Annotated in this window: 10 protein-coding genes; 5 read left to right on the forward strand and 5 right to left on the reverse strand. The window is 64.7% G+C overall.

What is annotated here, in order from left to right; translation table 11 throughout:
- Positions 1–31 precede the first annotated feature (31 nt).
- Both HK107_RS02145 and HK107_RS02150 read left to right on the forward strand, forming a co-directional pair.
- The gene (locus HK107_RS02145) at positions 32–640 is read left to right on the forward strand and encodes a ribonuclease HII (protein WP_173196345.1); all 609 of its coding nucleotides are present in this window, start codon (positions 32–34) and stop codon (positions 638–640) included.
- A gap of 144 nt (positions 641–784) precedes the next feature.
- Positions 785–1,813, forward strand: coding sequence for a site-specific DNA-methyltransferase (locus tag HK107_RS02150; protein ID WP_173198698.1), 1,029 nt, complete (start codon positions 785–787; stop codon positions 1,811–1,813).
- Here HK107_RS02150 and HK107_RS02155 read toward each other — a convergent pair.
- Positions 1,806–2,831, reverse strand: coding sequence for an A/G-specific adenine glycosylase (locus HK107_RS02155; protein ID WP_173196347.1), 1,026 nt, complete (start codon positions 2,829–2,831; stop codon positions 1,806–1,808). The genes HK107_RS02150 and HK107_RS02155 overlap by 8 nt on opposite strands.
- 30 nt (positions 2,832–2,861) lie before the next feature.
- Between HK107_RS02155 and HK107_RS02160 the strand changes: the two genes are divergently transcribed.
- The 3 genes from HK107_RS02160 to HK107_RS02170 all read left to right on the forward strand — a co-directional run bounded on the left by HK107_RS02160 (position 2,862) and on the right by HK107_RS02170 (position 7,621).
- Entirely contained in the window at positions 2,862–3,368 is a 507-nt protein-coding gene (locus HK107_RS02160) for a DUF721 domain-containing protein (RefSeq protein WP_173196349.1), read from the forward strand.
- A gap of 32 nt (positions 3,369–3,400) precedes the next feature.
- The gene (locus HK107_RS02165; protein ID WP_173196351.1) at positions 3,401–4,120 is read left to right on the forward strand and encodes a DsbA family protein; all 720 of its coding nucleotides are present in this window, start codon (positions 3,401–3,403) and stop codon (positions 4,118–4,120) included.
- A 63-nt stretch (positions 4,121–4,183) separates the two neighbouring features.
- Entirely contained in the window at positions 4,184–7,621 is a 3,438-nt protein-coding gene (locus tag HK107_RS02170; protein ID WP_173196353.1) for a chromosome segregation SMC family protein, read from the forward strand.
- On the opposite strand, the gene HK107_RS02175 is transcribed toward HK107_RS02170, so the two are convergent.
- From HK107_RS02175 to sppA, 4 genes are all read right to left on the reverse strand, one after another.
- Entirely contained in the window at positions 7,610–8,806 is a 1,197-nt protein-coding gene (locus tag HK107_RS02175) for a CCA tRNA nucleotidyltransferase (RefSeq protein WP_173196356.1), read from the reverse strand. The genes HK107_RS02170 and HK107_RS02175 overlap by 12 nt on opposite strands.
- Positions 8,793–9,434, reverse strand: a complete 642-nt coding sequence (locus HK107_RS02180) for an NUDIX hydrolase (RefSeq protein ID WP_173196358.1) — start codon at positions 9,432–9,434, stop codon at positions 8,793–8,795. Before HK107_RS02180 ends, HK107_RS02175 begins: the two co-directional genes overlap by 14 nt.
- Complete coding sequence (locus HK107_RS02185; RefSeq protein ID WP_198912271.1) at positions 9,431–9,970, reverse strand: DUF1285 domain-containing protein; 540 nt, start codon at positions 9,968–9,970, stop codon at positions 9,431–9,433. The genes HK107_RS02180 and HK107_RS02185 overlap by 4 nt, the downstream gene beginning before the upstream one ends.
- 81 nt (positions 9,971–10,051) lie before the next feature.
- Entirely contained in the window at positions 10,052–11,995 is a 1,944-nt protein-coding gene (sppA, locus tag HK107_RS02190) for a signal peptide peptidase SppA (RefSeq protein WP_173196359.1), read from the reverse strand.
- Positions 11,996–12,093 lie beyond the last annotated feature (98 nt).

The raw sequence follows: 12,093 nt of genomic DNA on the forward strand, positions 1-12,093 counted from the left end.
CGAGGCGCGCGACGCGGGCGACCTTCCTCGCATGGACCATCCCTGCCCCGACTATGAACGCAAGCTCTCCCAAGGACGCCCCGTCATCGGCATCGACGAGGTCGGCCGCGGCCCCCTCGCAGGCCCCGTGGTCGCGGCAGCCGCCTATCTTGGCGACGCGCAGATCGAGGGTCTGCGCGACTCCAAGAAGCTTAGCGAAAAAAAGCGCGAGGCGCTGGCCCCCATCATCCTGCGCGAAGCGAAAGTCGGCATAGGCCGCGTCTCCGCGGACGAGATCGACAGCCTTGGCATCGAGCCTGCCACCAAGCTCGCCATGCGCCGCGCCGTCGAAGCCCTCGGCCCGCTCGAAGGCATTGATGCCCCTCTCGCCATCGTCGACGGCAACCGTCCTCCAGACCTCGGGGCCCTCGACGTCCTGACCGAGGTAAAGGCCGACACGAGCTGCCCTTCGGTCTCCGCCGCCTCCATCGTCGCCAAGGTCGAGCGCGACCGGGAGATGAAGGAGCTGGCGCAGACCTTCGACGCCTATGGTTGGCACACGAACAAAGGCTATGGTTCCAAGGCCCACCGGGACGCCATCGTCGAAGCGGGCGTCACGCCCCACCACCGGCGCAGCTTCCTTCGCAACATAGCCTGTTAACCTTCCTTGCACGGAGGTTAAACCGCCTTCTGGTAAGACCTCCTTTACCCTGAGGACTCAGATCATCTGAGCAGACTTCAGGAGCGAGCGGGCGTGGCAAAACTTCCCAAGGATCAGATCCTCAATGGTTGTTGCATCGAGGAAATGAGGAAGCTGCCAGACGGCTCGGTCGATCTCGTCTTCGCAGACCCACCCTACAACCTGCAGCTCAAGGACGGCCTCACCCGCCCGGACCAGTCCAAGGTCGATGGCGTCCATGACGAGTGGGACCAGTTCGCAAGCTTCGAAGCCTATGACGCCTTTATCCGCGAATGGCTGACCGAAGCGCGCCGTGTGCTGAAGAAAGACGGTGCGATCTGGGTCATTGGCTCCTACCACAACATCTTCCGCCTCGGTACGGCGATCCAGGACCTCGGCTTCTGGGTCCAGAATGATATCGTCTGGGTCAAGAGCAATCCGATGCCGAACTTCCGCGGCACCCGCTTCACCAACGCCCACGAGACACTGATCTGGGCTGGCAAGAGCAAGGCCTCGCGCCCGAAATTCAACTATCACAGCCTGAAGGCCGCCAATGAGGACGTGCAGATGCGCTCCGACTGGACCTTCCCGCTCTGCACCGGCGGCGAGCGCCTGAAGCAGGACGGTGCCAAGCTGCACCCAACGCAAAAGCCCGAAGCGCTCCTCCACCGCATCATCACCGCAACGACGGACCCAGGCGACGTCATTCTCGACCCGTTCTTCGGTACAGGGACGACTGGCGCAGTCGCCAAGAAGCTCGGCCGTCACTTTATCGGCATTGAGCGGGACATGAGCTACATCCCGGCTGCCGCGAAGCGCATCGCAGGGATCAGCCGTCCGAAGAACCCCGACATGGTCGCCCCCCTGCCTGCACCCCGCAAGGCGCCGCGCGTCGGCTTCGGTCAGGTGGTCGAGGCAGGCCTCCTCTCTCCGGGTACGAAGCTTTTCTGCCCGAAGCGGAAGCACACCGCTCGCGTGAAAGCTGACGGCTCGATCAGTGCACCAAGCATTGAAGGCTCGATCCACAAGGTCGGCGCCACGCTCCAGAACGCGCCGAGCTGCAATGGCTGGACCTTCTGGCACTATGAAGAGGGCAAGGGCCAGCTCATGCCCATCGACAGCCTGCGCCAAGCTTTCCGCGCGCGCCCTAGCTGAGCCCGCGGTCCAGCGCCTTCTTGAACAGCGTCGGCAGGCTCTCCCGAGCCTCGTCGGCGCTCAGCCATGCCCCTTTGGTCCCACCTGGCGCAGGCCCGGAATAGACGTCAATCTCAAGCCGGCGATGGGTCAGGATGTGGGTGATCCCGCCCTTGAGCTTAAAACCTTCCGTAGGCGGCGCATCTGATCCGTCCCATCCCCCTCCGGGCAGACCGAGCATCCCAGCGAAGAGACCTTCCTCAGGCCGCCTCACGCAGAGAACTTCACCAGCCTCGTTCGAAAAGACGAAGATCGCGCCCTTCACGACCTTCTTCTCCCGCTTCGGCGCCTTCCTTGGCAGGCTCTCCGCATACGCCGTTCCCGCAGCCTTACAGAAGCTCCGTACCGGACAGAGAAGGCAGTCAGGCCCCTTCGGCCGGCAGACACCCGCGCCGAGATCCATCAGCGCCTGCGCATAGTCACCCGGTCGGCTCTCTGGCATCAGCTCTGCAGCAGCCGCCTTGATCGCCTTCTTCCCCTTGGGCAATTCATCCGTGACAAGAGCAACCCGCGCCACGATCCGCTCGATGTTCCCATCGACCACCACGGCCGGCTCGCCAAACGCAATCGAAGCAATCGCCGCTGCCGTATAGTCACCAACCCCCGGAAGGCCCCGTAGCTTATCCTCCGTCTGCGGAAAGACGCCGCCATGCTCCTCCATGATCGCCTTCGCGCAGGCATGGAGCGACCGCGCACGACGATAGTAGCCAAGCCCCGCCCACGCATCCGTCACCGCGCCCTCCTCTGCGTCTGCCAGAGCCGACACAGTAGGAAACCGCTCAAGGAACTCACCGAACCGCTTGCGGATCACCGCAACCGTCGTCTGCTGCAGCATCACTTCGGAGAGAAGCACGTGGTATGGATCAGCCCGCCGCGCCTCGCCCGGAGGCACCCGCCAGGGCAGCTCGCGCGCATGGCGGTCGTACCAGGCGAGCAGCACCTCGCCAAATTCCTCCGCCTGCTGCTTATCCCGTGCCATCACTTGCTTCCCGGGCGCTGATCGCCCATCATGCTGCCCGGTATGGAAGAGCATCGCGGCCCCAATCAAGAGACCATCAAGACGCGTCCCGTCCGGCGCGGCGCGCCCAAGCTTGCGCGCTCGCTGGGTCCCCATCTCGCCCGCCTCGCCAAGGCATCAGGCGCCATGGACCCGCGCCTCGCCTCCGACTGGCCAAAGCTCGCCGGGCCCGACATCGCTGAGCTCTGCCGGCCGGTCAGGATCATCCATCGCGGCCGCGCCCAAGCGCTCGAGCTTTCGGTGAAAAGCGGCGCGGCAGCGATGAAGATCCGCTACCAGCAGGACGCCCTCCTCGGCCGCATCCGCCAGCATCTGGGCCTGCCCCGCCTGACCCAGATCGTCTTCCGCGAAGGCCATGAGCAGAAGCGCGGCTGGGAATCCCGCAGGATGGCCAAAGCCACCCCGCCTCCGCAACGGCCCCAGAACCAGCCAAAGAGCGAAAACCTCAAGGCAGCGCTCGACCAGATGCGACAAACAATTCACACAGCGGACGACTAGCCCACAGGGCCCACGCGCTTTAAGGAACCACCATGACCAGCACGCGTTTCCGCCTCGCCCTCGTTGCCGCTGCTTCCGGACTTCTCGCTGCCTGCGGCGGCGGAGATGCCGAGACCGAGGCTCCTGAAACCGCCGCGCCGGCAGAAGAAGCGCCGGAAGAGAGCCAAGCTCCTGCCGAACCGCAGATGATCCCTGCCCCCGAAGGCAGCCAGGCCGCCGACGCCATGATCATCGGCGCCGAAGACGCGCCGGTCACAATCGTCGAGTATGCTTCGGTCACCTGCCCCGGCTGCGCCGCCTTCCACACTCAGGTCTATCCCTCGATCAAGGAAGAGCTGATCGAGACCGGCATGATGCGGATGGAGTTCCGCGAGCTGCCGACCGCACCGCAGCGCGTCTCGTTCGCGGGCTTCATCCTCGCCCGCTGCGCCGCGACGGACGCTGGCCCGGCCGCCTATTTCGGTGTCATCGACGCTCTCTTCAAACGTCAGAACCAGTGGGTCCGCGCCCAGAACCCTGGCGCTGAGCTCCGCAACATCGGCGCCCAGGCAGGCATCGACGGCGAAGCCTTCGACCAGTGCTACCAGCGCCAGGACATTCGCGACGCCATCGTCGAGAACATCGAAGAGGCCCGTGACCGCGGCGTTCAAGGCACTCCGTCATTCTACGTCGACGGAAAGCCCTTCGACATGCCTTTCGTGCCGGAAGACGCCGTTGCGGCTCTCAAAGCCGAGGTCGAGAAACGTCGCTGACGCTCGAATCGCGTATGTTAACCTTTCGGCGGCGGCCCATTCGCCGCCATAAGGACCCTACCCATGCGCTTTGAACGCCTCCGCCTTTGCGGCTTCAAATCCTTCGTCGAGCCCGTCGACATCGAAATCCGTCCCGGCCTCACAGGTGTTGTCGGACCGAACGGCTGCGGGAAATCGAACCTCGTCGAAGGCCTCCGCTGGCTGATGGGCGCGAACTCCGCCAAGGCGATGCGCGCCAGCGGCATGGACGAAGTGATCTTCGCAGGCACCGCAGGCGGACGGCCTGCCCGCAGCTGGGCGGAGGTCAGCCTCGAGATCGACAACTCCAGCCGCCGCGCCCCTGCCCAGTTCAATGACAGCGACCAGCTCGTCGTAACCCGCCGGGTCGTGCGCCGCGCCGATGGCTCGGTTTCCCAGTACTCGATCAATGGCAAAGAAGTCCGCGCCCGCGACGTGCAGATGCTCTTCGCTGACGCCTCCACTGGCGCCACCTCACCGGCTCTCGTCCGCCAGGGCCAGATCAGCGAGCTGATCAACGCCAAGCCGACCGAGCGCCGCCGGTTCCTCGAAGAAGCCGCAGGCGTCACCGGCCTCGCCGCCCGCCGCCATGAAGCCCAGCTTCGCCTCAACGCCGCCGCTGACAATATCGAACGCCTCGACGACGTGATCGGCGAGCTCGACGTTCAGTCAGAGCAGCTCGCGCGTCAGGCCCGCAAGGCGTCGAAGTACCGTGCCCTGACGGACGACATCAAGGATCTCGGCAAGCGCCTCGGCGTGGCGCGGGTCCGCGAGACCTACAAGCAGCACGAAACGCTCGAGCGCCAAGTCGGCGAACGCCGCGGCGCCGTGGCCGACGCCGTCGAGGCTGCTGCCAAAGCGGATCGTCTGACGACCGAGGGCCTCGACGCTCTCGAAGAGGCTCGCTCGACGGAACGCGACCTTTCCCTCGTCATGACCAAGGCCGAAGCAGCGCTCCGGTCCTTCGAAACCAACGCCGCCATGCGCAAGCAGGCTGCCGAGGAGCGCGAGCGCGCCCTTGAACGCTTCGGCGCCAACGAGGCCCGCGAGCAGGAGCTGATCACCGAGGCCGACGAAGCGATCACAGCCGCTTCCAACCGCATCCAGCACCTCAAGAGCGCCATCGGGGAAGAAGGCGACACCAGCCAGACCCTCGAGGACGCAGCCAAGCGCGCCGACGCCGCCGCACAAGAAGCTGAGCGCCTCTTCGAGGAAGCCCAGCGCGTCTCCGCCGAACGCGCCGCCGAGGCGCGCGCCGCCGAGCAGCAACGCCGCGAAGCCGAGAGCCGGGTCGAGAGCGTCCGTGCCGAGCGCAGCCGCCTCAGCGAAAAGCTCGCCAGCATCCCCACCCTCGACGAAGGGGCTCTCGCGCTGGCCGCCGAGCGTGCAGAAACGTCACGCATCGCCCTCGGCGAAGCTGAAGAGCTCCTCCGCGTGCGGACCACTGAGCGCGAAGAGGCCCGCACCAAGGCTGACGAGGCCAAGTCTTCCCTGCGCGAAGCTAAAGAGCTGCTCCGCCTCCTCGAGAACGAGCGCAAGGTCCTCGCGCCTCTGATCCCGAAGGTCCGCAACGAAGAAACAAACGGCCTGACCGCGCTCAGTGCACTCTCCGCGCCGGAAGAGCTGCGCGCCGCCCTCGCCTCAGCGCTTGGAGATGCGCTGAACGCCACCATCGGCGACGAGGCCGACCACGCCTGGACCGAGATCGGAACGAACACGGACGGTGTGCCCGCGCTTCCAGCTGGCGTCATGCCGCTGGCCCAGCTCCTGACGCCGCCGCCGGCTCTCCTCCGCCGTTTTCTGACGATCGGCATCGTCGATGGGAAGCCTACGGATGACCAGCTGCAGGCCCTCGCGCCGGGGCAGCTGCTTCTCAACCGCCAAGGCCAGCTCTGGCGCTGGGACGGCTACCGCCGCCTCGATGCCGCCAACGACCACCTCGAAGAGCTGCTCGCTGCTTCTGCGCGCCTGCGTGCTCTCGATGCTGAGGAGGACGAGGCGAAGAAGGCGCTCGCCCAGGCCGAGCTCGACGCCGAGACCGCGCAACGTCTCCTGACCGAGGCCGAGCGCGCCTTCACCGAGGCCCGCGAAAGCCAAGGCAAAGCCGTCAGCGAAGAGCGCTACGCCGAGCAGGCGCTCTCCAAGCTGAACCGCGACACGGATGCCATCCGCCTGCGGAGGGAAGGTCTCGACGAGCAGCTCGCGACCAACAAGATTGCCCTCAACGAGGCCGAGATGCGCCTGTCGCAGCTCGGTGAGAAGAGCACCGCGCCATCCGTCGACCCGCGCGCTCTCGACGAAGCGCGCGCTGCCCGCGACGAGGCACGCCGCCGTGCTGGCCAGGCTCGAGGCCAGGCCGCAGAGCATCGCCGCGCCTCGACCGAACGCCGCGACAGTCTCCGCCGCGAGGAGACCCAGCTCACCGCATGGCGCGACCGCCGCGGCGCTGCCTCCACCCGTCTTGATCAGCTTACTGACCAACGGGCGGTGCTCGAAGAAGAGATCCGCAACCAGCAGCCGGTCACCGACGACAAGGAACAAGCCGAAGCCCTCGAACTCGCTGCCTTCGAGGCCAAGGGCAAATGGGAGAAAGCACGCGACGCCCTCGGCGATCTGCAGCAGAACCAGTCCGCTGCCGAGAAGACCCGCCGCGAAGCCGAGGCCCGCGCCGCCACAGCGCGCGAAGCCCTGGCAGAGCTCGGCGCAGAGCTGAAGAACGCGAAGGCCCGCCTCGATGAAGTCCTCGAAGCGGCCAATGTCAGCATCGAGAATATCAGCGCGCTCCTCGTCGCAACCGGCGAAGGCGAGACGGTCGATGATCTCGCTCGAAAGCTCGAAAAGCTGGAGCGGGACCGCGAGCGCCTCGGCGCAGTGAACCTTCTTGCGGCTGACGAGCAGGAGCAGGTTAACGAACGCCTCGAAACCCTGCGTCGTGAGCGCAGCGATTGCGAAGCCGCATCCTCGCAGCTTCAGACCGCCGTCAACGCCATCAACCGCGAAGGCCGCCAGCGCCTCCTCGCAGCCTTCGAGGCCGTGGACGGCCACTTCCGTGAACTCTTCACCAGCCTCTTCGGCGGCGGCGAAGCGCATCTCAAATTCGTGGACAGCGATGATCCGCTCACGGCAGGTCTCGAGATCTTCGCTTGCCCTCCCGGTAAGAAGCTTCAGTCTCTCAGCCTGATGTCAGGCGGCGAGCAGGCCCTGACCGCAACTGCACTGATCTTCGCGGCGTTCAAGACGAACCCGGCTCCGATCTGCGTGCTCGATGAGGTCGATGCGCCGCTCGATGACGCGAACGTTGAGCGCTTCTGCGATCTCCTTGCCCTGATGGCGAAGTCCTCGACGACGCGCTTCCTCGTGGTGACCCACCACCCGCTGACCATGTCAAGGATGGACCGCCTGTTCGGTGTGACGATGATGGAGCGGGGCGTCAGCCGCCTCTTCAGCCTCGACCTGGAGTCAGCGCGGCGCCTAGCAGCCTAGGGCCTTCGCGAGCAGTTCCTCGGTGCGCTGACTGTCTGTCGGCGCACCGTCTTCAAGCCACAGCCTCTCGAACCGCGCCAGCGCCTCGCCAATCGCCGGGCCAGGCTTGTGGCCCCTGGCGATCAGATCCTTGCCGCCATAGGGCAGCACAGGGATCGGCGCAGATGCCACGGCCTGAACGAAGCCCGGATCAACGGCATCCCCTTCAGCCAACGCAAGCGCGCAGGCATCGCGGCTCGCGTCCCTGCCGAAGCGATAGAGCAGCTCGTGCGCCTGCATCTTCGCGGAAATCGCATCGCGCGCCTTCTCGATCGCGGCGTAGCGACCCAGCTCCTCATTGGAGGGCTTGAAGCTCTCCTTCAGCGTATCGCGGGACAGACCAGCCCAGATCGCGGCAACGCTGACCATGACGTCAGCTGCGCCAGCCTCGTGCAGCCGGCGGAAAACATCCGTTCGGGGACCGCAGGCAACAAGGTGCTGCAAAACCCCGTGTTTTTCCGCATGCTCCAACGCTTCCGGCGCTTTCTCAGCCGCGAACGTCCGGCGCAGTTCCGACCAGATTCGCTCTTTGGACAGAATATCAAGGAGATCGGTCTTCGCCTCGATTGCAGCGAGCGCCGTCTCATCGAACGCTACTGCAAACCGGGCTGAGAAACGGAAAAAGCGCAAGATCCGGAGGGCATCTTCTCTGATCCGCTCGTCAGCCTCGCCGATGAACCGCACGACGCCCGCGTCGAGATCCGCCAAGCCACCAGCAGGATCACGCAGCTCACCTGTTGCGGTCCGGTAGATCGCGTTGATCGTGAAGTCCCGGCGGCGCCAGTCTTCGTTCCAGTCGCGGGTAAAGCGCACCTGCGCATGGCGCCCGTCGGTCTCGGTATCCGCACGGTAGGTCGTGCACTCCGCAACGAGCCCGTCTTCAACGACGGTGATCGTGCCGTGCTCTTCGCCCGTCGCGATCCATCGCAGGCCTGCGCCCTCAAAGATCGCCTTCATCTCGTCAGGCGTCCTATCGGTCGCGATATCGATGTCGATGGCATCGTTCGTGAGCGGATCAAGGCCCAGAAGGCTGTCTCTGACACAGCCACCAACGAAAGCAGCCTCGCCCTCTTTCGTCAGAGCCGAGAGGATGCGGACCAGCCATGCATCCGAGGTCCAGCCGAACCGGTCGTCACGCGCTTCCATGGACGATTTCCGAGAGGGTCAGGAGGATGCCTGCCGTCAAACCCCAGATATTTCGGTGCTGCCCCTGGGTGTCTTCCACGGGGACGGCGAACATCTTGTAGGGTTGCCCGCTGAACTCGCGGTCCTGAATGACGTGGTTGGCCGGGTCGACGATAGCATCGAAGGAGACCTCGAACGCCTCATCCACCTCGCGAGGGCATGGCAGGATCTCCGCAGACGGATCGATCAGACCCACTACCGGCGTGACCACATACCCAAGCCCACCGAAATGCTCGCCCAGCGTCCCGCGCACATTGACGGCCGAGGGCGGCACGCCGATCTCCTCGTCCGTCTCCCGCAGGGCGGTCCCGACCGGGCCATCATCCTCGTCCTTGGGCGTACCGCCGGGAAGGCTGATCTGGCCAGCATGGGATGGCATGGTCGGTGCCCGGAGCGTTAGAATGATCGTCGGGTCAGCCGTATCGCGAATGCCGATCATCACCGCAGCAGGCCTCGGCGTCGTCGGTGGACGTTTCAGGATCGGCGAGTGGTCAGCACCGGGGTTCAGCTCCTGAAAGAGCCGCCTCTGCCGCACAGCTGCAGGAGCGCTCAGCCCCTCGGCCAGCCGTTCTTTCCAGGTGAACCTCACGCGCCCTCCGTGACCGGAAGCCGGTATTCAGCGCCTGCGCTTCTGAGGACGAGCGCGCCATCCTCTTCAGGAAGCTCAGCAGCCAGACGGTAATAGGCAGGGCGGTCGAGCCGCGCCTCGAGACCGCCGCGAACGAGAATATAGGGGGCAGACTGACCGATGGCGGGGCTCTCCTTCAACGTGATCGGATGGTCCCCGTCGATCAGGACCCTGTCGCCTACGTTCGTGCGGAAGGTGTATCCGGTTTCGTCCCGGTCGAAATCCACCGCGAGGAAAGGTGCATCCTCGACAGTGATCGAGATCTTCTCGGCCGGTGTGACCAGCACGTGGCCGTCATTATCCTTCCGCAGGACGCGGGAGAAGAGCCTGACCAGCGGAGCGCGGGTGATTCGCGTGCCCTCATGCCACCATGAGCCATCGGCGCGGATCACCATGTCCATCTCGCCGCAATGCTCAGGATGCCACTTTTCCACAGGGAGTGGAGCATCGTCCCCTTCGTCGCTCAGCTGAGCGGCCAGTCGCGCAAGGTCAGTCACCCCCCAGACATGGAAGAGCCCCGGGGGGCGGTCAAGCTGGCCCCGGGGCTCTTCACTTAAAAGTCGCGGGCGTGCGGCGCCTTACGGCGCGGCACACTCGAGGCAGCGCGCGTAGAGCGCGTCGGGATCATCGAAGCTGCGCTGGAAGCGGAGCTCACGGTCAACGATCGTAGCTGCCTGGCCAAGCGTCGTCCGGTCAAAGCCGGTGCGCCGCGAGGCGAAGAGCTCGTCGTCCATGTCGACAAGGCCATAGGCTTCGGCTTCGCCAGCAAGGCCTTCAAGGAAGAGCTCGAACCTGGTCTTCTCCTTGACCATGCCGACGACGTCCCAGTCCTCGGTCCCGGCCAGCTCGGCCGCCGAAGCGATGGCGTCGTCGAGGCCACCGAGCTCGTCCACGAGGCCAAGCTCGAGAGCCTTGGCACCGATCCAGACGCGGCCCTGGGCGATCTCATTGACCTGGTCCTTGGTCATGCCCCGGCCCTCGGCGACCACCGTCAGGAAGTCGTCATAGCCGTCTTCGATATTCAGCTGCAGGTAGCGGCGGAACTCTTCAGGCAGCTCGCTGAGCGGCATGCCGGAGATCGCCGACATCGGCGTGGTGCCGACACCGTCGACGAAGACGCCGTACTTGTTGGCCAGCTTCTCGAAGGTCGGGAGGTAGCTGAAGATGCCGATCGAACCGGTGATGGTATCCGGCTGAGCGAAGATCCGGTCGCCGGGTGCGGCGATCCAGTAACCGCCAGACGCAGCGAGTGAGCTCATCGAGACCACGACCGGCTTGCCATCGGCTTTCAGCGCGAGGACTTCGTCGCGCATGATTTCCGAAGCGAAGGCCGAGCCGCCCGGGCTGTCGACGCGCAGGACCACGGCCTTGACGTCTTCGTCCTTGCGGGCATCGCGAAGCTGCTTGGCAACATAGCCGCCCGAAGCGACGCCAGGCTCCTGAGGACCGTCAACGATTGCGCCTTCCACGGTGATGACGGCGATATCAGCAACGTCTTCGCGGTTGGTAGGTGCTTCGAGGCCGAGGAGATACTTCTGGAGCATCACCTTGTTCAGCTCACCCTCGTCGTCTCGGCCGACATACTCGGCGAGGAAGTCGCGGGTCTGCGAACGGTTGGCGAGCTTATCGATGAAGCCAGCTTCAACCAGCGCAAGGCCAGCGTCGCCGCCGCCTAGGTTGGCTACAGCGTCAGACTGGGCATTGGCGAAGGCCGCCGTTGCGCCAGCTTCAAAGCCGCGATTCTGGTCGACGCGCGCGGTGAAGCTGCCCCACATCGCTTCGAGGCGCTCAACGTTCGCAAGCTCGGCTTCGGGCGACATGTCATCGCGAAGCACAGGCTCAAGCGCGGACTTGAAGGTGCCGACGCGGAAGACGTTGACCGAGACTTCGAGCCTTTCGAGCAGCGATGCGTAGTAGGTCCGGAACGAGCCGAAGCCGGTGAAGAGCATCAGGCCATCATCGTGGAGCAGGATCTCGTCCGCTTCCGAAGCGACCATGTACTGGTTCTGGCTGTAATAATCGCCGATCGCCACGACCGTCTTGCCGCTGTCACGGAAGTCCTCGATCGCATCTGCGAGCAGGTGCGCCTTGGACAGGTAGGCATCAGGGATGATCAGGCCGCCAAGGTCGAGCACGAGAATCTCGACGCGCTCATCGTCCTTCGCCTTTTCGAGAACGCGAATCAGCTGGTGAACGCTGACCTGGCCGATGCTCGAGCCGCCAAACGCCTCGTTGATTGCGTCCTGGAAGGGATCGCTTTCAGGCGCCTTCTCGGCAAGCAGGCCATTGGGATTGAAGATGAGGGCCGAGCTATCGGGAATCTTGAGATTCGGACCGTCCTCGTTTTTCCCAGCCATCTGGTCATTCAGGCCGCCGAAAACCGACAGCAGGACGGAGAAGAGCGCAATGAACAGAAGCGCCTGGAAAAACAGGGCACCCCCAACCACGACCTTCGCTAGGCCTTTGAAAAATTGCCAAACCGTCAATCGCGAGCGTTCCTGCCCGCCTACATACTCGGTCAAAAGAGCCTCCCAGAGAATTTCACGACCACCCTATCAGGACAGCCTAAACGTCTTATCGATAAATAATCAATCTGATTGCTGTCGCAGGGGCAAAAAGT

Origin of the sequence: Parvularcula mediterranea, assembly GCF_013085255.1 — a bacterium.
In the GTDB taxonomy this organism is placed as follows: domain Bacteria; phylum Pseudomonadota; class Alphaproteobacteria; order Caulobacterales; family Parvularculaceae; genus Parvularcula; species Parvularcula mediterranea.

Bases quoted from the DNA above. Each gene is read 5' to 3' on its own strand.
- HK107_RS02145 (WP_173196345.1), top strand. From the start codon at position 32: ATGGACCATCCCTGCCCCGACTATGAACGCAAGCTCTCCCAAGGACGC.
- HK107_RS02150 (WP_173198698.1), top strand. From the start codon at position 785: ATGAGGAAGCTGCCAGACGGCTCGGTCGATCTCGTCTTCGCAGACCCA.
- HK107_RS02155 (WP_173196347.1), bottom strand. From the start codon at position 2,831: ATGGCACGGGATAAGCAGCAGGCGGAGGAATTTGGCGAGGTGCTGCTC.
- HK107_RS02160 (WP_173196349.1), top strand. From the start codon at position 2,862: ATGCTGCCCGGTATGGAAGAGCATCGCGGCCCCAATCAAGAGACCATC.
- HK107_RS02165 (WP_173196351.1), top strand. From the start codon at position 3,401: ATGACCAGCACGCGTTTCCGCCTCGCCCTCGTTGCCGCTGCTTCCGGA.
- HK107_RS02170 (WP_173196353.1), top strand. From the start codon at position 4,184: ATGCGCTTTGAACGCCTCCGCCTTTGCGGCTTCAAATCCTTCGTCGAG.
- HK107_RS02175 (WP_173196356.1), bottom strand. From the start codon at position 8,806: ATGGAAGCGCGTGACGACCGGTTCGGCTGGACCTCGGATGCATGGCTG.